This is a genomic window from Mesorhizobium sp. B4-1-3 (assembly GCF_006439355.1).
In the GTDB taxonomy this organism is placed as follows: domain Bacteria; phylum Pseudomonadota; class Alphaproteobacteria; order Rhizobiales; family Rhizobiaceae; genus Mesorhizobium.
Map to the genome: position 1 here is coordinate 64,241 of NZ_VFTG01000001.1, position 20,136 is coordinate 84,376.

General features: G+C 62.9%; 20 protein-coding genes and 1 tRNA gene. 13 read left to right on the forward strand and 8 right to left on the reverse strand.

Annotated elements, in window-relative coordinates; genetic code table 11:
• Window positions 1-298: 298 nt before the first annotated feature.
• The 6 genes from FJW06_RS00300 (at window position 299) to FJW06_RS00325 (ending at window position 5,039) form a co-directional block, all read left to right on the forward strand.
• Window positions 299-904: an N-acetyltransferase gene (locus FJW06_RS00300; RefSeq protein ID WP_140746256.1), complete on the forward strand. Its 606-nt coding sequence runs from the start codon at window positions 299-301 to the stop codon at window positions 902-904.
• A gap of 27 nt (window positions 905-931) precedes the next feature.
• Window positions 932-1,693: a 3-hydroxyacyl-CoA dehydrogenase gene (locus FJW06_RS00305; protein ID WP_140746259.1), complete on the forward strand. Its 762-nt coding sequence runs from the start codon at window positions 932-934 to the stop codon at window positions 1,691-1,693.
• A gap of 5 nt (window positions 1,694-1,698) precedes the next feature.
• Window positions 1,699-2,886 carry a CaiB/BaiF CoA-transferase family protein gene (locus FJW06_RS00310; RefSeq protein ID WP_140746262.1) on the forward strand — a complete coding sequence of 396 codons (1,188 nt, stop codon included), beginning with the start codon at window positions 1,699-1,701 and terminating at the stop codon, window positions 2,884-2,886.
• Between the two features lie 36 nt (window positions 2,887-2,922).
• Entirely contained in the window at window positions 2,923-3,693 is a 771-nt protein-coding gene (locus FJW06_RS00315) for a HugZ family protein (RefSeq protein ID WP_140746265.1), read from the forward strand.
• A 157-nt stretch (window positions 3,694-3,850) separates the two neighbouring features.
• Window positions 3,851-4,189 (forward strand): metalloregulator ArsR/SmtB family transcription factor, encoded by a 339-nt coding sequence (locus FJW06_RS00320; protein WP_140746268.1) that lies wholly within the window; start codon window positions 3,851-3,853, stop codon window positions 4,187-4,189.
• A gap of 52 nt (window positions 4,190-4,241) precedes the next feature.
• Window positions 4,242-5,039, forward strand: coding sequence for an RNA methyltransferase (locus tag FJW06_RS00325; RefSeq protein WP_140746271.1), 798 nt, complete (start codon window positions 4,242-4,244; stop codon window positions 5,037-5,039).
• Window positions 5,040-5,216: 177 nt separating this feature from the next.
• On the opposite strand, the gene FJW06_RS00330 is transcribed toward FJW06_RS00325, so the two are convergent.
• Together FJW06_RS00330 and FJW06_RS00335 are read right to left on the reverse strand one after the other, a co-directional pair.
• Entirely contained in the window at window positions 5,217-6,359 is a 1,143-nt protein-coding gene (locus FJW06_RS00330; protein WP_140746274.1) for a hypothetical protein, read from the reverse strand.
• 134 nt (window positions 6,360-6,493) lie between these two features.
• Entirely contained in the window at window positions 6,494-7,030 is a 537-nt protein-coding gene (locus FJW06_RS00335; protein ID WP_224514585.1) for an EipA family protein, read from the reverse strand.
• Window positions 7,031-7,412: 382 nt separating this feature from the next.
• Between FJW06_RS00335 and FJW06_RS00340 the strand changes: the two genes are divergently transcribed.
• Together FJW06_RS00340 and FJW06_RS00345 are read left to right on the forward strand one after the other, a co-directional pair.
• A complete protein-coding gene (locus FJW06_RS00340; RefSeq protein WP_140746277.1) occupies window positions 7,413-8,042 on the forward strand; it encodes a histidine phosphotransferase family protein in 630 nt (209 codons plus the stop codon).
• A 222-nt stretch (window positions 8,043-8,264) separates the two neighbouring features.
• Window positions 8,265-8,633, forward strand: coding sequence for a response regulator (locus tag FJW06_RS00345; protein ID WP_140746280.1), 369 nt, complete (start codon window positions 8,265-8,267; stop codon window positions 8,631-8,633).
• A gap of 66 nt (window positions 8,634-8,699) precedes the next feature.
• Here the strand turns inward: FJW06_RS00345 and ctrA are convergent, their stop codons facing one another.
• Window positions 8,700-9,395, reverse strand: coding sequence for a cell cycle two-component system response regulator CtrA (gene ctrA / locus FJW06_RS00350; protein ID WP_006203583.1), 696 nt, complete (start codon window positions 9,393-9,395; stop codon window positions 8,700-8,702).
• A gap of 449 nt (window positions 9,396-9,844) precedes the next feature.
• On the opposite strand from ctrA, the gene FJW06_RS00355 reads away from it, so the two are divergent.
• On the forward strand, window positions 9,845-10,222 hold the full coding sequence (locus FJW06_RS00355) for a flagellar export protein FliJ (protein ID WP_040989842.1): 378 nt from the start codon (window positions 9,845-9,847) through the stop codon (window positions 10,220-10,222).
• Window positions 10,223-10,302: 80 nt separating this feature from the next.
• On the opposite strand, the gene FJW06_RS00360 is transcribed toward FJW06_RS00355, so the two are convergent.
• On the reverse strand, window positions 10,303-10,704 hold the full coding sequence (locus tag FJW06_RS00360) for a helix-turn-helix domain-containing protein (protein ID WP_140746283.1): 402 nt from the start codon (window positions 10,702-10,704) through the stop codon (window positions 10,303-10,305).
• A gap of 122 nt (window positions 10,705-10,826) precedes the next feature.
• On the opposite strand from FJW06_RS00360, the gene FJW06_RS00365 reads away from it, so the two are divergent.
• Complete coding sequence (locus FJW06_RS00365; RefSeq protein ID WP_140746286.1) at window positions 10,827-11,753, forward strand: NADP-dependent oxidoreductase; 927 nt, start codon at window positions 10,827-10,829, stop codon at window positions 11,751-11,753.
• 64 nt (window positions 11,754-11,817) lie between these two features.
• Here FJW06_RS00365 and FJW06_RS00370 read toward each other — a convergent pair whose 3' ends face one another.
• Complete coding sequence (locus FJW06_RS00370; protein WP_006203587.1) at window positions 11,818-12,093, reverse strand: DUF1153 domain-containing protein; 276 nt, start codon at window positions 12,091-12,093, stop codon at window positions 11,818-11,820.
• Between the two features lie 255 nt (window positions 12,094-12,348).
• Between FJW06_RS00370 and mnmA the strand changes: the two genes are divergently transcribed.
• On the forward strand, window positions 12,349-13,539 hold the full coding sequence (gene mnmA / locus FJW06_RS00375; RefSeq protein WP_140746289.1) for a tRNA 2-thiouridine(34) synthase MnmA: 1,191 nt from the start codon (window positions 12,349-12,351) through the stop codon (window positions 13,537-13,539).
• Between the two features lie 18 nt (window positions 13,540-13,557).
• Here the strand turns inward: mnmA and FJW06_RS00380 are convergent, their stop codons facing one another.
• Complete coding sequence (locus FJW06_RS00380) at window positions 13,558-14,523, reverse strand: Gfo/Idh/MocA family oxidoreductase (protein WP_140746292.1); 966 nt, start codon at window positions 14,521-14,523, stop codon at window positions 13,558-13,560.
• Window positions 14,524-14,774: 251 nt separating this feature from the next.
• Between FJW06_RS00380 and FJW06_RS00385 the strand changes: the two genes are divergently transcribed.
• A tRNA-Met gene (locus FJW06_RS00385) sits at window positions 14,775-14,851 on the forward strand.
• A gap of 141 nt (window positions 14,852-14,992) precedes the next feature.
• Complete coding sequence (locus FJW06_RS00390; protein WP_140746295.1) at window positions 14,993-17,026, forward strand: YgiQ family radical SAM protein; 2,034 nt, start codon at window positions 14,993-14,995, stop codon at window positions 17,024-17,026.
• Window positions 17,027-17,327: 301 nt separating this feature from the next.
• Here FJW06_RS00390 and FJW06_RS00395 read toward each other — a convergent pair whose 3' ends face one another.
• Window positions 17,328-19,238 (reverse strand): caspase family protein, encoded by a 1,911-nt coding sequence (locus FJW06_RS00395; protein ID WP_140746298.1) that lies wholly within the window; start codon window positions 19,236-19,238, stop codon window positions 17,328-17,330.
• Window positions 19,235-19,888 (reverse strand): hypothetical protein, encoded by a 654-nt coding sequence (locus tag FJW06_RS00400; RefSeq protein WP_140746301.1) that lies wholly within the window; start codon window positions 19,886-19,888, stop codon window positions 19,235-19,237. The genes FJW06_RS00395 and FJW06_RS00400 overlap by 4 nt, the downstream gene beginning before the upstream one ends.
• Between the last annotated feature and the right edge of the window lie 248 nt (window positions 19,889-20,136).

Here is a 20,136-nt window from a genome sequence, read left to right on the forward strand (position 1 = left end):
GTGCCTCTACACATATCTAGATCGATAGGCGGGCGGGCGAAGCTTTCGGGCACTGAACAGTTCGTCAAACGACGACCAGCACCGTCAAACGGCGAACCAGTTCGCCAGTTGGCGCAAAGAAAGGCAAAAGACGCCGATTGCAGCGGCACAAAATTGGTGCTAGCGGAGGCGCCCATGTTCGACTTTGCCTCGATCCGGTTCGACCGACGACGAAAGGGCGCCCGCGCTTAAGAAGCGCTGACTGGCGAACGCTGCCGCTTTGCAGCAAACCTTCCTCGCATACCGGAACGCAAAGACCATGAGCCTTGCCGACGTGAAATACCTGCCGGAAACCCCGGCGCATGATGCCGAAATCGAAGCCATCAACGACGAGGCCTTCGGCCCCGGCCGTTTCGTGCTTGCCGCCTACAAGATCCGCGAGGCCGGCGGGCACGACCGCTCGATGTCCTTTGTCGCCGTCAAGGACGATACGGTGATCGCATCGGTACGCATGACGCGCGTCGCTGCCGGCGCCGGTCGCGCCATGATGCTGGGCCCGCTTGCGGTGCGCCCCGCCTTCAAGAATCTCGGCATCGGCCGCAAGCTGGTCGCGATCGCGCTGGAGGCTGCCAGGAAGGCCGGTGCACCTGCCGTTATCCTGGTTGGTGACGAGCCATATTATGGACCGCTCGGCTTCAAGCGCTTTCCGCGCGGACAGATCACTATGCCGCGCCCCGTCGATCTCGACCGGCTACTGCATCACGAGATCAAGCCGGGCGCCGTCACCCGTTTTGCCGGCGATGTCTGCCACGCCAGCACGGCAAGAGTTGCGGAATTTACCCCGGCTGTAGCGCGTTCGGCCGCCAGTGCGCAGCCGTCGATCGACCCGCCTATTGCGGTTGCGCCGCCTTTGCGCGCTTCGTAGCATAATCCGGAATCCTGGGAGGCTTGCATGAACCCGAACGGCCAGATCGCGATCGTCACCGGCGGGGGATCCGGCCTTGGCGAGGCGACGGCGCACGCGCTTGCCGCCAAGGGCGCCCGTGTCGCCATCCTCGATATCGGCATCGAGCGCGCGGCGAAGGTCGCGGCCGACATCGGCGGCATTGCCGTCCAATGCGATGTCTCTAGCGGCGACAGCGCCACGGTCGCGATCACCGAAGCGGCTGAAAAGCTTGGGCAGCCGCGCATCTTGGTCAATTGCGCCGGCATCGCCATCGGCGTGAAGACGATCGGCAAGGACGGACCGCATCCGCTCGATCAGTATCGCAAGGTGATCGAGATCAACCTGATCGGCACCTTCAACATGATCCGTCTCGTCGCCGACCGGGCGGCGAAGCTCGACCCGCTCGCCGGAGGCGAGCGCGGCGTCATCGTCAACACCGCCTCCGTCGCCGCCTATGACGGCCAGATCGGCCAGGCCGCCTACGCGGCCTCCAAGGGCGGCGTCGTCGGCATGACGCTGCCTGTGGCGCGCGACCTGGCGCGGTCCGGCATTCGCGTCTGCACCATCGCGCCCGGCATCTTCAAGACGCCGATGATGGCCGGCATGCCGCAGGAAGTGCAGGATTCGCTCGGCGCCTCGGTCCCCTTCCCACCCCGACTCGGCGAGCCCTCGGAATATGCCGCACTTGCCCTCCACATCGTCGAGAACCAGATGCTGAACGGCGAGACCATCCGCCTCGACGGCGCCATCCGCATGGCGCCGAAATAAGCGGGATGGCTGGCTCGCCGACAGGCGCCGGTGCCTCTCCCGAAAAGACTGGCCCGCTCGCCGGCCTGAAAGTGATCGAGATGGCCGGGCTTGGTCCGGTGCCGCTTGCCGCCCTGATGCTGTCCGAGATGGGCGCCGAGGTGCTGCGCATCGAACGCGCCGATTCCGGCCAGCCGCTTCTGAGCCTGCCGGACGAATACGATTTCGACCGCCATGGCCGTTCCATCCTCAAGCTTGACCTGAAACGTCCGGCGGGCGCGGAACTGCTGCTGCGCCTTGCGGCAAAGGCCGACATCCTCGTCGAAGGCTTCCGACCCGGCGTGATGGAACGGCTCGGCCTCGGGCCTGCTGTCGTGCTCCGGTGCAATCCGGCGCTGATCTATGGCCGCCTGACCGGTTTCGGCCAGGACGGGCCGCTGTCCGGGCGAGCCGGGCACGACATCACCTATCTCGCCTATGCGCGCCTGTTGCATGCGGTCGGCAGGCAGGACGCGCCGCCGGTGCCGCCGCTCAACCTCGTCGCCGACCAAGGCGGCGGCGCCATGATGCTGATCGCAGGCGTGCTCGCCGCACTTTTCCAGCGCTCCCGGACCGGCAAGGGCCAGGTGATCGATGCCTCGATGATCGAGGGAGCCTCGATGCTCGCAGCACCGATCCACGCCTATATGGCGTCGGGTCTCTGGAGCGACAGGCGCGGCGAGAATCTGCTCGATTCCGGCGCGCCGTTCTACGATACCTATGAGACCGCGGACGCAAGGCACATTGCCGTCGGCTGCCTCGAACCGCGCTTCTTCGCCGAATTCGCCAGGCTGCTGCCGCTCGACAGTCGTTTTGTGGGCACCCAGTACGACAAGTCGTCGTGGCTCGCGATGCGCGCCGCCATTGCCGGCCGGGTCAGGGAAAGAACACGCGACGAATGGGCCGCTGTTTTCGCCGCGACCGACGCCTGCGTAGCGCCGGTGCTGTCCCTGGCCGAAGCCAGGAACCATCCGCACAACCGCGCAAGGCAAAGCTTCGTGAAGTCCGGCGGGCTCGATCGCCCCGCGCCCGCGCCGCGTTTCTCGCAAAACCCGCGGTCGCCTGCCGCGGCGCCGGCCGTCGCCGATCGGAAGCCGTCTGGCATATTGACCCATTTCGGCTTCAGCGAAGAGGAGATCGCAGCCCTTGCAAAGGCGGGTGCAATCGACCGATAACCGGAGAACGAAAATCAACTTATCTCGGGTGAGCCTGTGACCGAGCCGAAAAAAGACGTCATCCGCGAAACCGACGCCGAAGCGGTCAGGCTGGCGAAAACCCTGATCCGCTCGGCGCGTTTCGGCGCGCTCGCCGCGATCGAGCCTGGCACCGGCGCGCCGCTGGCAAGCCGGGTCGGCGTCGCCACCGACATCGACGGCGCGCCGCTGATCCTGATCTCGATGCTGTCCGCGCACACCGGGGCGTTGCTCGCCGATCCGCGCTGTTCGCTGCTGCTCGGCGAACCCGGCAAGGGCGACCCGCTGGCGCATCCGCGCATCAGCCTTGCGTGCCGCGCCTTGCGGCTGGAAAGGGGATCGGCCGATCAGATCCGCGCCGAGCGGCGCTACCTCAACCGCAATCCGAAAGCGAAGCTTTATGCCGGGCTCGGCGACTTCTCGTTCTTCCGGCTAGAGCCCGAGCGCGCCAGCCTGAACGGCGGCTTCGGCAAGGCCTTTCTTCTCCACCGCGACGATTTCATTACCGGCGCAGCCCTTGTCGAGGAGTTCGCCGGCAGCGAACAGGCGGCACTCGATCACATGAACGCCGATCATCGCGACGCGCTCGCCCTTTATGCACGCCATTTCGGCCGCGCCGAGGGCGACGGCTGGATCGCCACCGGTTTCGACCCCGATGGCATGGATCTCGCCGCCCCGGATGCGACCTGCAGGATTTTCTTCCCCCAGCCTCTGCAAAGCGCGCGCGAATTGCGTTCCGCGCTTGTCGCGATGGCAAAGGCGGGGCGCGTGGCAGAGCAAGAGCGATAGTTGATCGCGAGCCGGCGAAAGCAACGCTTGAGATTTAGATAAAATGATCTACCTTCGTTTCGACGCTGATTCAAAAGCGCCCATCGACATCTGAACATTGTGGAATCAGGCGCCATTGCCCCCTGGCGCCAGGATGAGCCAGACCCTTGGGGGATCTATGATCTCAAATAAGCTTATCGCCAATGCGGAATCGGCAGCCGCGTTTCTCACGCTCATGGGCAACGAAAAGCGACTGCTGATCGTGGCCCATCTAATGGATGGCGAAATGTCGGTCGGCGCCATCGCCGAGAAGGTGCAGCTCAGCCAATCCGCGCTGTCGCAGCACCTCGCCAAGCTGAGGGCACTTGATCTCGTTGAGACCCGGCGCGACCGCCAAATGATCTACTATTCCTGCAAATCCGAAGCGGTTCGCGAATTGCTGCGCATGCTGGAAGGCATTTTCGGCGAAGGCGATCTTTCCCAGATGGCCTACCGGTTGCGCCGCGCCGGGACTTGACCCGCGGTTCCAGTCGCTCATACCTCGCCGACCACTCTTCGGCGAGGCGTGCATGAACCTCATCCCTATCGACGATCCCCAGGACCCCCGCGTCGCCGCCTATCTCGACATCCGCGAGCGCGATCTCGTGGGCCGGCAGGGCCGCTTCGTCGCCGAAGGCAAGGTGGTGCTGGACCTCCTGTTGTCGACCGGGCGCTTCGCCGCCGAGTCTGCGCTCATCCTCGAAAACAGGCTGGCCGGCGTGCAGGAAATCTTGCGCAAGGCGTTGCCGGATTTCCCCGTCTATGTTGCCGCCGGTGAGGTCATGGACCGGATCGCCGGCTTCCACATGCACCGCGGCATCCTGGCGATCGGCATGCGCGGCGCGCCGGCGCCCGCCGAAATTCTGGTGGAGGCTCTGCCCAGGCGCGCGTTGGCCGTCGTCCTGGTCGGCATATCCAACCACGACAATATGGGGGCGATCTTCCGCAATGCCGCGGCCTTCGGCGCGGACGCGGTGCTGCTCGACCCGACCTGCTGCGATCCACTCTACCGCAAGGCAATCCGCGTTTCGGTCGGCGCGGCGCTGAAGGTTCCCTTCGCGTCCTTCGGCGATACCGGAGCCTTCACCGCGACGCTCGATCGACTTGACTTCAGCCAGTTCGCTCTGTCGCCGAGCGGAGCAACCGACATCCGCGTCGCGAAGCGGCCAGCGAGGCTGGCGCTCTATCTCGGCACCGAAGGCGAAGGCCTGCCGCGGGACCTGCTTGCCAGGCTGCGCACGGTGAGGATCGGCATGGCGGAAGGCTTCGACAGCCTGAACGTCGCCGCAGCGTCGGCGATCGCCCTGCATCACTTTTCGAACCGGTAGTGCCCGACCTGGAGCCCGAACAGCTGCGACGCTTGGAGGTGTGTTGAGATTCAGGTCAGGCCGAGGCGGGTTCCGAGAACCGGCCCACCCTCAAGTCATGGATGCTTCAGCCGGCGAAGACCGGAAGCGCAGGAAACCGGCATTTGCAGGCCGGCCTCACCTGAATATCAGCACACCTCAGTTGGACGAGCCGGCTTTCTGCAAAGCCCTCACGCGGTCGGCAAGGCTGATGCCGCACCCATTCTGCTGCCCCTCGCCCGCCAGTGCCTTGGCGATAGGGGAATCCGGCCCGTCGAGCTTCATCGTCAGGTTGACGACCTCGGCCGCCAGTTCGTTCATCTGTTCGCGAAGGCCGGCGCCGGAGCGTGCGTCGCCCGCCGATTCCGGCATGGCCGTCCCCGAGGCGGCAAGATCGGTTTTCAGCCGCTTGTTCTCACGCGCCAGCGCCGTCAACCTTGCCTCCAGCCGTTCCCGGTCGCCTTCGAGCCTGGCGATTGCCTTGTCGACATCGTCGCTTTTCGCATCCGAGCCGGCGGCCAGCCGCGCAACGCCGTTTGCCGCGGCGGTCTCCTTCGAACGTTCACGTATTCGAGCAAGGTCCTTCTCGCGCCGGTCGAGCTTTTCCTCGCGGTCGGCAAGCGTGGCGAGCAGCCGCTCAACCTTCTTCTCGAGCTCGGCCGTTTTCTTCTTCTCGACCTTCAACGCTTCGCGCGCGGCTTTGCTTTCCGACGCGATCTCCTGGTTGCGCCGGTCCGCTTCCTTGCGCTGGCCCTTGAGCAACGCGATGTCGCTGGCGAGCTTTTCCAGCTCCGATTCGCGCGCGACCAGCTCGATCTGGCGGTTCGAGGACGAGAAGCTGGCGTCTTCATACATCTGCTCGAGCTTCTGCAGCTCCAGCGCGCGCTTCTCCAATGCCCGCTCCGTCTGTGCGAGCTTTTCCGACAGGCGCTGCAGATCCTCCTCGCGCTGCCTGAGCTCCGCATTTTTGGCCTGCAGATCGGAGAGCGCCTGGTTCTTGTCCTTCGTTTCGACCGCCAGCCCCTTCAAGGCCTCACGCCCGCGTCCGATCTCGACCAGCTGTTCGGCCACCTTTTCCTGCAGGTTCTTGACGGTCATCTCCAGCCGCCGCGTCGTCATGGCATATTCGGCGCGGACCCGGTCCTTGTCCGCCTGGATCTCGGCTTGTGTCAGCGGCAAAGAAGCCTCGAGACGCCTGCGCGTCAGGATAACAGCCCGCCGCCAGACCGCCGGCGCGACCAGCGACACCAGAAAAACAGCGCAAAGGAAACCGAGTACGAAGAACAGGACCGACTGGACCAAGGCGTTCTATCCACTTTACGGAGCGGCAATCGCGGGACTATGCCACCTTGGCATGGCGGAAATTCAACGCCGCGGCAAGAGCTTGCCGCGGCGCGGTCAGCACGGTCCGAGCGATTGTGACGAGCGCAATCCGATCAGAACGGGTTCCAGGTCGGCCGTTCGGTAAGCTTCAGATAGCCGAGATTGACCCCGAGACGAGCACCAACGCCGGTGCGGATCGGCACGAGCAGCACCCGGTTACTCTGCAGCACGTTGAAGCCGACGCCGGCAATGACATAGGCGGAGCCGGCAACGCCGCCAAAGCGGTTGTAGAGGCTGCTGATGTCGTCGAGATTATAGACCAGCATCATCACCCGCGAGCCTTCGCCGCCGAAATCCCAGCCAAGCGAGGGGCCTTGCCAGAACACCTTATGGTCGCCGGCGTTCTTGGTGTAGAGCGTCCCTTCGCCATAGGTCAGCCCGCCGATCAGGGCGCCGGATCCTTCCTCGCCGAGCAGGTAGCCATTGGGCAGGCCGTAGGAGGCAAAGATCTTCTCGACGACGGTGGCCAGGCCGCCGGACGTCTCGCCGAAGAATTTGTGACCGGAATCGACGATTTCCTGAGCGGTGTACTGCTGAGCCCGCGACGCAGAGGTCGAAAGGACCAAAGCCGCCAGGAGTGTGATGGTCATGGTGAGGACACGGACGAATGTCCGGTCGTAGTATCGGGAAAACATGCTTCCAAATCTCCGTCAGGGAGCACTTTCGCCGACGCCTCGCACCCCTGCGGCTCTTGCCGGCCGTTCAGGGTGGCTATTACGGGCAAACTATGCCGTAATCCTTTTTCAACCATTAAGCTCCCACACGAAGATGGCGGTTCGAAGGCTGCGTTTGCGCCTCTGCGTCGGGTTTCGCCCGCGAACACACCATTTTCGTCGCCGACAATTTTGGACTTGTTGATGCGCGCTCGGGCCCTGTGTATTCAGAAAGCCTTGGAAAAGAGCGTGATTCGTGTGGGCAGGCGCGAAACTGTCGCTCGGCCATGAACAAGTGACTTAAGCAGGGATTTCGCCGATGGCCGAGCTTTTCACCCTTTCCGCGCCTGATCTCGCGGCGCTGCTGTGCAGCCGCGTCTGCCACGACATCATTTCGCCGGTCGGCGCAATCAACAACGGCCTCGAACTGCTCGACGAAGGCGGCGCCGATGAAGACGCCATGAAGCTCATTCGCCAGAGTGCCAAGAACGCCTCGGCGCGGCTGCAGTTTGCCCGCATCGCCTTCGGCGCCGCGGGTTCCGCCGGCATGATGATCGACACCGGCGATGCCGAGGCCGTGGCGATCGCCTTCTTGAAGAACGAAAAACCGGAACTGGTTTGGAACGGCTCCCGGGCGCTCCTGCCCAAGAACAAGGTCAAGCTGCTGCTCAACCTCATTCTCGTCGCCAACGCAGCCATACCGCGCGGCGGCAAGCTGGTGGTCACGCTGGAGAACCTCGAAACCGAGCCGCGTTTTTCGCTGTCGGCCAGCGGGCCGATGCTGCGCGTGCCGCCGAAATTCCTTGAATTGCATTCCGGCCACAAGCCGGAGGAGCCGATCGACGCCCATTCGGTCCAGCCTTATTACACGCTGCTTCTGGCGCGTGAGGCCAATATGACGATCTCGATCCACGCGACCGCCGACGAGATCGTGCTGACGGCCGCATAAGAAAGGCCGAAGTATCTTGTACCGCTGATTTGCGCCTGCAGTGCAGGTCGAGCAATGCCAGCCGCAATCCATGTAACGTCGCCGCGGGGCCAAAACCGCGCGATATGCCTGTTTGGGAAAACTTTACCTACCGGCTTTTCGGCTTCTTTACCAGATTGGCCTATGGTGCTTCCGGTTACCCGGAGGTTGCCGGTTCGGCAGATGGGCAAAGAGGACCCGGACATGAAGCGCTGCCTGTTCGTGGATGATTCGAGCGTCATCAGGAAGGTCGCAAAACGCATTCTTGGCGGCTCGGACATTATCGTCGTTGAGGCGTCGACCGGGGTCGAGGCTGCCGACATCTGCGCCGACGACATGCCGGACGTGATTGTCATCGATGGCGGGCTGACCGACATTCGGGCGGTCGACCTCATACGTCGCATCCGCGCCGTCGAAGCTCCCGTCAAACCGCAGATCCTGGTGTCGCTGGTCGAGGTTGATGTGGCTGCTATCATGCGCGCCAAGCGCGCCGGCGCTCAAGGCTATCTGCTGAAGCCCTTCAACCGCGCGCAACTGCTCGAGAGCTTCCGCTTCCTCAAGATCGCCGCCTGATTCGCGGCACCGATCCACAAAAAACCCGGCCTGATCCGGGTTTTTCGTTCGAATCGTTTGGATGGTCTACGCGCTGACGCGGATATCTTCCGGCTCGCGCAGCACATAGCCGCGGCCCCACACCGTCTCGATATAGTTCTGGCCGCCGGACGCCGCGTCGAGCTTCTTGCGGAGCTTGCAGATGAAGACGTCGATGATCTTCAGCTCCGGTTCGTCCATGCCGCCATAGAGATGATTGAGGAACATTTCCTTGGTGAGCGTGGTGCCCTTGCGCAGCGAGAGCAGCTCCAGCATCTGATATTCCTTGCCGGTCAGGTGCACGCGCTGGCCGCCGACCTCGACCGTCTTGGCGTCGAGATTGACCACAAGGTCGCCAGTAGTGATGACCGACTGGGCGTGGCCCTTGGAGCGGCGCACGATCGCATGGATGCGTGCCACCAATTCGTCCTTGTGGAAGGGTTTGGTCATATAGTCGTCGGCGCCGAAGCCGAGGCCGCGCACCTTGTCCTCGATGCCGGCCATGCCGGACAGGATCAGGATCGGCGTCTTGACCTTGGAGAGGCGCAGCGTGCGCAGGACTTCATAGCCCGACATGTCGGGAAGATTGAGATCCAGAAGGATGATGTCGTAATCGTAGAGCTTGCCGAGATCGACGCCTTCTTCGCCGAGATCGGTCGTATAGACGTTGAAGCTCTCCGATTTCAGCATCAATTCGATGCTTTGTGCGGTTGCACTGTCGTCTTCAATCAGCAGAACACGCATTTCATTCCCCTTTTCTGCTGCCGAGCCATCTCACGACCCGTCCGGGACCCGGAGCAGTGATTGCCTGAACAGAAGGTGCCACCGACTGGTTAACAAATCCTAATTTCGTGTCATCCACGATATCAGATTTTTTAACCCCTTTCTACACCCACTTGAATCTAATAACGAATCACAGACTCAAACTGCTAATGCACCACATTAATAAGTCAGCCTAAGTGACTCTAGAGACTCGCAGGCCCGGGCTTCCGCCGAGAGCCGGAATTTTTACCCGGCCTTAAGTCCTCGCCCGTATGATTAACAATGCCCGTAAACGAATGGTTACCGCCGGCAAAAATCTTTAGGGCTTTGTTTCCCATAGCCCAGGGAAAGCCGGGGGAAACGGGCGGCGCTTGGATCGTTCCGGGCGGACTGGGCGGTATTGCAAGTGTGCGTTTGCGGAGTATCGAGTCATGAAGTCACGTGAAAACCTCGTTCGACTGAAGCAGTTTCAGGTGAATGAGAAGCGGCGGCAGCTCTTGCAGCTGGACATGATGATCGCCGAGTTCGAGCGCATGGCCGTCGAGCTGGAAGCGCAGATCATTGCCGAAGAGAAAAAAGCCGGCATCACCGACATCAACCATTTCGCCTATCCGACCTTCGCCAAGGCGGCGCGCCTGCGCCGCGACAACCTCAGAAACTCGCAAAGCGACCTCGCCCAGCAGCGAAGCACCGCCGAATCATTACTCGGCGAAGCTGAAGCGGAGCTGTCCAAGGCGGAGATGCTGGAATCGCGGGACACCAAGATCCGCGAGGCCGAAACAGGCGGCCGCAGCGCCATGATCGGCTGATCGCCGGGCATACTCGCAGTCATGCCGGAGACCTCCGGCAACTTCATAACCGGCGATCGGTGGCATCGGCCTCGCCGTCTTCAGGGCGCAGCGCCCATCTCGCCATGATCTGCCGATGCCCGGGCTCGGGCATCCTTGATTTCGGGCGCATGCTCTTCCGCCCAGGAGCGTATCTGGCTGAGCAATCCCGCCAGGTTTTGGCCAAGCTCCGTCAGTTCGTACTCCACGCGCGGCGGAATGACTGCAAACACCTCACGCCGCACAAGGCCGTCGCGCTCCAGCATACGCAGCGTCTGGGTCAGCATCTTGGGCGTGATGCCCTCCAGCTTGCGCGCCAACTCGCCATTGCGTAGCCGCCCGCGCCGCAGCGCGCAGACGGTGAGATAAACCCATTTGCTGGCCAGCATCTCGAGCACGGTGTGCGACGGGCAGGTGCGCCGGAACGCGTCGTAGCCGAACGGGGATCTGTCTTCACTATCCATAAGGTACCTATGTATAGAATCACTATCCATAAGGTACCTATGTATAGAAAAAGGTACGTACTCGACAATCGAATACTACTATCCAAATGATAGCGGCACATCCACTTGAGCAGGAGGCGTTCATGCGTGCCGTTATCCAGACTTCCGTCGGCGGACCCGAGGTCCTTTTCGTCGCCGAGCAACCCGACCCCGCGCCCAAGCCCGGTGAAGTGCTCGTCCGCATCAAGGCGGCGGGCATCAACCCGGTCGATGGCGCCGTGCGCGGCGGTTTCTATCCGCTGCTCGGCGACCCGCCTTTCATCCTGGGCTGGGACATTTCGGGGACGGTCGCGGCGCTCGGAGACGGCGTGAGCACCTTCAAGGTCGGCGACGAGGTGTTCGGCATGCCGCGCTTTCCCAAGCAGGCCGGCGCCTATGCCGAGCTGGCCGCGGCGCCGGCGGACGAGATCGCCGCGAAGCCAGCCGCTATCGACCATGCGCATGCCGCGGCCCTGCCGCTGGCCGGCCTCACGGCATGGCAAGGCCTCGTGCGTCATGGCGGCCTGCAAGCAGGGCAACGCGTGCTGGTTCATGCCGGAGCCGGCGGCGTCGGCCATCTGGCGGTGCAGATCGCCAAGGCGCGCGGCGCCTGGGTGGCCTCGACTGCCAGCCCGGACAAAACGGACTTTGTCCGCTCGATCGGCGCCGACGAGGTCATCGACTACACGAAGGGCGAATTCACCGGAAAGGTCGGCGATCTCGATCTGGTGCTGGAGACGGTCGGCGGCGATCATGCCGCGGATTCGCTCAGGGCGTTGCGCGACGGCGGCGTCCTGGTGTCGCTGCTCGCTGCCCCCGACACCGTGAAGGCGAAGGCCAAGGAGCGGAACATCCGTGTCGAGCGGATGTCGGTCACGCCCGACCGGGAAGGCCTTGTCGAGCTTGCCAGGCTCGTGGATGCCGGGAAACTCGCGCCCCATGTGGCGAAAGCGTTTCGGCTCGACCAGGCGGGGGCTGCGCACGCTTTCCTCGCCACGCGGCCGATCGGCAAGGTCGTGCTGACGGTCTGAAGCTTTTGCAGGAAGTGAAAAGGGCGCGGTGTTCCCGCGCCCTTTCGTCTTAAGTCTTAGCGGCCTAGTGCCGGTATTGCTGGATCCGCGTGGTGCGCAGTCCGGCAAGGCCGTACTCGTCGATCGATGCCTGCCAGGAGAGAAATTCTTCGGTGGTGAGCTTGTAGCGTTGGCAGGCTTCCTCAAGGCTGAGCAGGCCGCCGCGCACCGCCGCGACCACTTCCGCCTTGCGCCGGATAACCCAGCGCCGCGTATTCGTCGGCGGCAGATCGGCGATCGTAAGAGGGCTGCCGTCGGGCCCGATAACATACTTGACTCTAGGTCTAACCAGATCGGTCATCGTACTCTCTACTAAAAACTCAAAGACCCAATCCCCGCCACAGTACCGCCACAGCTTTAAAAATTGCCTAAGCGAACCCTAATCACTAGGTAAGGATCATGAACGCCCGGTTAGGATTTCGTTTAGAATTTGAAACACCGGCCTCCCAGGCCTTGAAATTGCCGGTAATCTCGGCCTGGGTCGCAAGCTGGCGCACGCGTGGCGCTTGACCTATATTCCGGCCATTGGCATTGAGCGCCGCACAGTGAAAGCATCATGAACAGCCTCGATCTTCCTCGCCGCCCCGAAGGAACCCGCGTCGTCGTCGCGATGTCGGGCGGAGTCGATTCGTCCGTGGTCGCGGGCATCCTGAAGCGCGAGGGCTATGACGTCGTCGGCGTGACGCTGCAGCTTTACGACCATGGCGCGGCCACCCATCGCGCCGGCTCGTGCTGCGCCGGCCAGGACATCGACGACGCCCGCCGCGTCTCCGAGACGCTCGGCATTCCGCATTACGTGCTCGACTATGAGGAGCGCTTCCGCAAGGCGGTCATCGATCCCTTCGCCGAAAGCTATGTCGCCGGCGAGACGCCGATCCCTTGCGTTTCCTGCAACCAGACAGTGAAGTTCGCCGACCTTCTGGCGACCGCGCAGGACCTCGGCGCCGACGCCCTTGCCACCGGCCACTATATCCGCTCGCGCGCCAATGGCGCGCATCGCGCGCTCTACCGCCCCGTCGATGCCGACCGCGACCAGAGCTATTTCCTGTTCGCCACCACGCAGGCGCAGATCGATTATCTGCGATTTCCCCTCGGCGGCCTGTCGAAGCCGCAGGTCCGCGCCATCGCAGAGGAAATGGGGCTCACCGTCGCCGCCAAGCAGGACAGCCAGGACATCTGCTTCGTGCCGCAGGGCAAATATTCCGATATCATCGCCAAGCTGAAGCCGGCCGCGGCCAATCCCGGCGACATCGTCCATATCGACGGCCGCGTGCTCGGCCGCCATGAAGGCATCCTGCGCTACACGATCGGCCAGCGCCGCGGCATCGGCATCGCCTCCGGCGAGCCGCTCTATGTCGTTCATCTCGACGCCGACCGCGCGCGCGTCATCGTCGGTCCGCGCGAGGCGCTGGAGACGCACAAGATCTATCTGCGCAACATGAACTGGCTGGGCGACGGACGGCTGTCGGATGTTCCGGCCGCCGGGATCGAGCTCTTCGCCAAGGTTCGCTCGACCAGGCCGCCGCGTCCGGCCGTGCTGCACCACCGCGACGGGGTGACTTCCGTCGAGCTGGCCGACGGCGAATCGGGTATCGCGCCGGGCCAAGCCTGCGTGCTCTATTCCGACGACGGCAACGAGGCGCGCGTGTTCGGCGGCGGTTTCATCGAGCGTTCCGAGCGCGGCGCGGAAGCCGAGGCGATGCTGTCCAGACTGGCGGCAAGACCGGCGCAGATTCCCGCCGAGTAAATTCTCAGTCTGATTGCTCTATGCGGACGAGCCGGTGTGGATCACCGTGCCGGCTGTCAGGATGCGCAGCACCCGGATCGCTTCCTCGCCATCGGTGCGCGGCTTGGCGCGCGTCTCGATGCATTGCATGAAATGGGCAAGCTCGCGCGTCAGAGGCATGCCCTCGCCGACGGCCACATAGGAAGGCTCGTTGGCGGTGAAGGCCCACTGGCCGCTGTCCTGCCACACCGCGTGGCGGTAGACGGCAAGCTTGCGCTCCCAGGGCTCGACGTCGTCGAACACCGCCATCGCCTTGGTGCCGACAACCGTCAGCCGCCGCTCGCGATAGGGATTGAGGCGCGAGGCGAAGAGATGGCTGCGCAGGCCGTTCGGGAAACGCATATGCAGATGCGCGAAGTCGCTGAGGTTGTCGAGGAGCGCCGCGCCCTCGCCCCTGACCTCGATCGGCTCCGTGCCGGTGATGGCGAGGATCATCGACAAATCGTGCGGCGCAAGGTCCCAGAGCGCGTCGTTTTCGGTGTGGAACTTGCCGAGGCCGAGCCGGTGCGAGTGGATGTAGCGCACCTCGCCGAGTTCGCCATTGTCGATCAGCGCCTTCAGCGTCTCGAAGGCGGGATGGAAACGCAGCACATGGCCGACCATGAAGATCCGGCCATTGTCCTTTGCCGCCTTCACCGCGCGCTCGGCGTCGGCGACCGTCAGCGCGATCGGCTTTTCCACCAGCACGTCCTTGCCGCTTTCTACGGCGCGCACTGCGGTGTCGGCATGGAATTGCGGCGGCAGCGCCATGACGATGGCGTCGACGTCGTTGCGCTCGAACAGCCTGTTCGGCTCGATCGCCAGGCAATCCTGCTCGCTGGCGAAACCTTCGGCGCGGGCGCGATTGACGTCGGAAACGGCATGCAGCGCGCCAAGCGCCTTGAGGGTGCGGATATGGTTGCTGCCCCAGTATCCGCAACCGAGGACGGCGATGCGCGGCTTCATTCGTTCAAACTCTAGAATTTCATGGCCGAGACATAGCGACGTGCCCCGCCGAACTCAACCCCGGGACCTGCCCTGAGTGTCTGTCTGGCAAAGCTTTTCCGGGACGAGATTAAGCCGGCCGGATTATGCCGGCATGTCGGCCTCATCCAAGCTTGACAGGCTCACCCTCGCAACCTTATATCCGCGCGACCTCGGCGAACGCCTCGCGACGCCCGTCCATCCAGGACGGTTTTCCGGGCCATTGCCACCCTGGCGGGGTAGCTCAGTTGGTTAGAGCACGGGAATCATAATCCTGGGGTCGGGGGTTCAAGTCCCTCCCCCGCTACCAGCCCTTTCAGGGGCACCCAAAAACCTAATGAAAGCGCTCGGATACCGAAGCGGCGCGTCCGGACACGTCCCGATGCATCCCTTCCGGGCCCTAATATCGAGCTTAATTGAATTCGCTTTGGCGGCGGCCTATACGTCGGCCATGGAAACCATAGCAAGCGCCCAGAAAAACATAGCACCGCTGTCCGGCAGCAAGCCTCATGCCGGGCGGGCAGCGCCGTTCCTGCCGATGAGCCGCGCCGAGATGACGGCGCTCGGTTGGGATGAATGCGACATCGTGCTGGTCACGGGCGATGCCTATGTCGATCATCCGAGCTTCGGCATGGCCATCATCGGTCGCCTGCTCGAATCCCAGGGTTTTCGGGTCGGCATCATCTCGCAGCCTGACTGGCAGTCGGCGGAGCCGTTCAAGGCGCTGGGCCGGCCGAGGCTGTTCTTCGGCGTCACCGGCGGCAACCTCGATTCCATGGTCAACCGCTACACCTCGGACCGCAAGCTGCGCCACGACGACGCCTATACGGCGGGCGGTGAAGGCGGCAAGCGACCGGACCGCTGCACCATCGTCTATACGCAGCGCTGCCGCGAGGCCTACAAGGACGTGCCGGTGGTGCTGGGCGGCATCGAAGCCTCGCTGCGCCGCATCGCCCACTACGACTACTGGTCCGACAAGGTGCGCCGCTCGATCCTGGCCGACGCCAAGGCGGACCTCTTGGTCTACGGCAATGCCGAGCGCGCCGTCGTCGAGGTGGCGAACCGGCTTGCCGCCGGTGACACGCCGCGCGATCTCGATTCCATCAGGGGCGTCGCCCTGTTCCGCCGCGTGCCCGAGCACTTCACGGAACTCCATGCCAACGATCTCGACTCCGCCGACGAGGGCGCGAGCCGCAAGCCCGGCGACATCGTGATCCGGCTCCCGTCCTTCGAGCAGGTCGAGGGCGATCGCGATGCCTATGCCCGCGCCTCGCGCGTGCTGCATCGCGAAGCCAACCCCGGCAATGCCCGCCCGCTCGTCCAGCGCCATGGCGACCGCGACCTGTGGCTCAATCCGCCGCCCATCCCGCTGACCTCCGAGGAGATGGACGCGGTCTACGACCTGCCCTACGCGCGCGCCCCGCACCCGTCCTATGGCGATGCCAAGATCCCCGCCTGGGACATGATCAAGTTCTCGGTGACGGTGATGCGCGGCTGCTTCGGCGGCTGCACTTTCTGCTCGATCACCGAGCATGAAGGCCGCATCATCCAGAACCGCTCCGAGGGCTCGATCCTGCGCGAGATCGAGAAGATCCGCGACAAGACCCCCGGCTTCACCGGCGTGATCTCCGATATCGGCGGGCCGACCGCCAACATGTACCGGATGGCCTGCAAGGACCCCAAGATCGAGGCGGCCTGCCGCCTGCCGTCCTGCGTGTTTCCCGACATCTGCCCCAACCTCAACACCTCGCATGACGACCTGATCCGGCTCTACCGCAAGGTCCGCGAGGTCAAGGGCGTCAAGAAGGTGATGGTCGCCTCCGGCGTGCGTTACGACCTGGCCGTCAAGAGCCCCGAATATGTCAAGGAACTGGTGACCCACCACGTCGGCGGCTACCTCAAGATCGCGCCCGAGCACACCGAGCGTGGGCCGCTCGACAAGATGATGAAGCCCGGCATCGGCACCTATGACCGCTTCAAGGAGATGTTCGACGCAGCCGCCAAGGAAGCCGGCAAGAAATACTATCTCATTCCGTATTTCATCGCCGCCCATCCCGGCACGACCGACGAGGACATGATGAACCTGGCGCTCTGGCTGAAGAAGAACCGCTACCGCGCCGACCAGGTGCAGACCTTCCTGCCTTCGCCCATGGCGACCGCAACGGCCATGTACCATACCGGCATCAACACGCTGAAGGGAGTCCGGCGCGGCGCGACCGACAAGGTCGACACCGTCCGCGGCGGGCGGCAGCGCCGCCTGCACAAGGCATTCCTGCGCTACCATGACCCTGACAATTGGCCGCTGCTGCGCGATGCCCTGAAGGAGATGGGCCGCGCCGACCTTATCGGCCCTCGCCCCGACCAGCTCGTGCCCGCTCACCAGCCCCCCGGCACCGGCAAGGCCGCCGGCACGAAGCGCCCCGTGCGTCCTATCGGCAGGGGGCGGAGATTCACCACCAAGGGTGTGCCGCTGCCGAAGAAGTGAGCGGTAACGCTCCGTCAGCATAGCTGATCTGCCGGGTGGCGATCCGAGCCACAAGCAGATCCGATTTCGCCGGCAGCTTGGCGCCTCTTGTCGGCCGTTGAGGATCTAATAGGCGCTCCCCAAAAGCGGACGAATCTTTTTCCAATTGGCTCAGAGCCATTAGATAGTTCGAATCCTGCTGGGCGCGCCACAAATATCATGAATGCCAAGCGGTTGAGCGGGGCGATTAGGGAGCCCGCGCAGATATGCGATTGGGAGCCCAGGTCTTGCAGTTTTCCGCGGTACAAATGACCCTGACCGATTAGGATGGCCTAGCGGCCTGTCCGGCGACCAGAAACCATGCGACGCGATCAGGACGCAGCAGGGAAGCAAGAACGCTGGAAATCCGGACCGCGGGAGACGCCAGTATCGTGTCGGCGCTCAGATGCGCTTCGATCTTCGACCATTCGGCTACGAGATCACGGACGCTGAAGACGGTGTGGCCTATGTTGAACGAGAAGTTCGTCCCGTCCTCGATAAGGCCTGCTCCGAATGTGCTGAAGTCGGTGGGGACGAAGATATTGATGTTTACGTGGTCGAAGCCCTTCATCGCACCGTCGGCGATATAAGCGAGCCCGCTTCGATCCATGACCAAAAGCACCGCTGGCAAGAGGCTCGTCGGATTCGCCAGAATGTTCCGAAAGTCATCACAACGTCCGTCGGCAACGGCAGTCAGAAACCGTAGCGCGTCCTCGCCATTCAGCCCTGGACCGGCGATCCTCCCGCCTCGTTGATGAAGAATCCTGAGCAGCAGGCCAGAAATCGATTCCATCTCCTCTTCGCAGCCCAAGACATCGGCGGCAGCCGCAAAAGACACGTAGAACGGGGTCATCTCGTCAGAAACTGGCACGATCGAATTACTGTAATGCGCCATTATCAGGCGCACGAGGTCGGCCGCCTTCGGAGCGATCACCGCTGTGCTCTCGCCGGACATAGTCTGGATGTGGACCGCGGCACCGAGCCAACCCAGGATGCTCATCAGCCGCAGCGGCAGGAAGTAGAAGTCGGCGATGCCGCCGTCCTTCGAGAGCAACGCATAGGTGCTTCCGGTAAAGTCGGCCAAAAGCTGATCGGTCCCCTCGCCAATCGACGCAACGACCCCTTTCGATAGTTGCATGATGGCATCGGCGCAGTGCGTGCTGGAAACAGCCATTGGCAGAAGCGCGACCGCGCATGCAGACCGGAGTCTGGCAACGTCGAAGTGATCGCCCGTTGCGGCAATGCGGGCGCCGAAGGTCGCGGCCAACCCCATTATGAAGGCGGAAGCGACCGCGGGCTCCTCCTCTAGGTTTGCGCAGACTGGCTGGACGACATCCAGAAACCGCTCGGCGTCAAACTCTCTGGTGAGCGACAAATACTGCTCCCAGATTGCATCCGACGCGGCGCGGATATGCTCGTTGCCTGCGCCGTCCGAAGCCAGACCCGGGAAGGTCTCGCTGATGTGCGCACTACCTCCGGAGAAGCGAGGATTCTTAGCGAGTTGGGAAATACCGAAAAGATTGATCCCCCAGCAGACTGGGGACTGGCCTGTGCCATGCATCAGCCTTGACACGACTTGTCCGACCTCAACTAGGTCAAACGACGGTCGGGTGGTCTGAACAGGTGTTTCTCCTTTCAGGCACGACATCAGCGCGCTCGTGCAGTGCCCGGTTCCATCCGACTCTCCTGCATATTCGTCGGAACCCGCCGCGGCCAGGATGGAAATGGCCAATGATCCTGCCTTTCCAATCACATTAGGGTTGAGGAGGACGCCGATGTCATGGACGACGCCGCCTGCGTGGCAGGCGTCGATGATCAGGTTGGTGTGACGGATCTTTGCCTCGGTTATCCAGCCGAAGAGCTGTGGCATCGACAGGGCGTTCAGCGACATCCGGCCGACGTCGGTATCCTTCAGGCAGAGAAAGTAGCCGTTGTCCTTCACGCCGCCGTGTCCGGCAAAGAAGAACGTCAATTCCTCGATGGGCGGGCCGGAGAAGAGTGCGGCTTCGATGGTCGATCGCAACTCCGCCATCGTCGGCGACAGCAGCAGCTTCGACTGCGCCTGATCGTACTCACCCCAGTTCTTCGCCGCGAGGTGCTCGAAGATTGTCGCGGCGTCGTTCTCCGCGCCTGCAAGGGGCTCGAGAGGCGGATTGTCGTAGGCGTCGCAACCGATAGCGATCAGCACTCTCAAAGCGAGTCTCTTTCCCAGGCCGGAGGGAATTTCGCAAGTCGCTCGCTTTCCCGCTGTCTGGCGAGTTCGGACTTCTCGGCCTTCACCTGTTCGATGCGCTCGGTGAACTCCGGTCCCTGCGCTTCGAGATCGGCTATGGTCTTTTCGAAGCTTTCTCGTCCCATGTGAAATTGGGGCAGACTGACTTGGCCATTCTCGTCAATGCCAAATTCGATCATCTCAAGGGCGGCCAGGAAGGCCTCGGCAGGAGACTGCCCCGGGCCGACGACAACTGTATTTCCCGATTTCTCGGTGGACTGGCTGATCGTCTGGTAAAGGGAAGCTTGGAACTGCGTCATCAGCCCCTCGACCAAACGGTTTTTCGCCTCAACGAACTTGGTAAGGTCGTGGTTGACGACATCGTCGAAGTGGGACGAGAACTCGAAAGAATGCGCCTGCATTTCGCCGGCGTCGTCGCCGTGCTCCGTAGGCTTTGTCTTCCACATTCGGCCATGCTGGAATTTCTGCGCATTCCGGGGGGAGATGAGTTCGTCGCACCGCTTCTGCAGCTCGGCCGCAACCTGTTTGGTGAACGCCTCGCTGAATTCCTTGATGCCGCTGCGGTATCTGAATGGCGTCACTTGGCGACTCGCGGTTGCGGTGGTGTTCACATCGATATAATCGTGAAGATATGTCCGGACAACGCTGCGGACTTGACGATTCCAAGGTGAAAGGCGCGCCGATAGCATGTTGCCGGCAGCATCTTCGAGATTACTGCAAACCGCGCTTAGAGGGCTATCTAGTAGACAAAGTTATCTTCTTTACCCCACGCGGCGCACCGGTCGAGACTCGGGCCTACTATTTTCTCGCACCTCTGCTTTCTGATGCTGCTCCCGAAAAGCAGACAGTCTCGTAACGG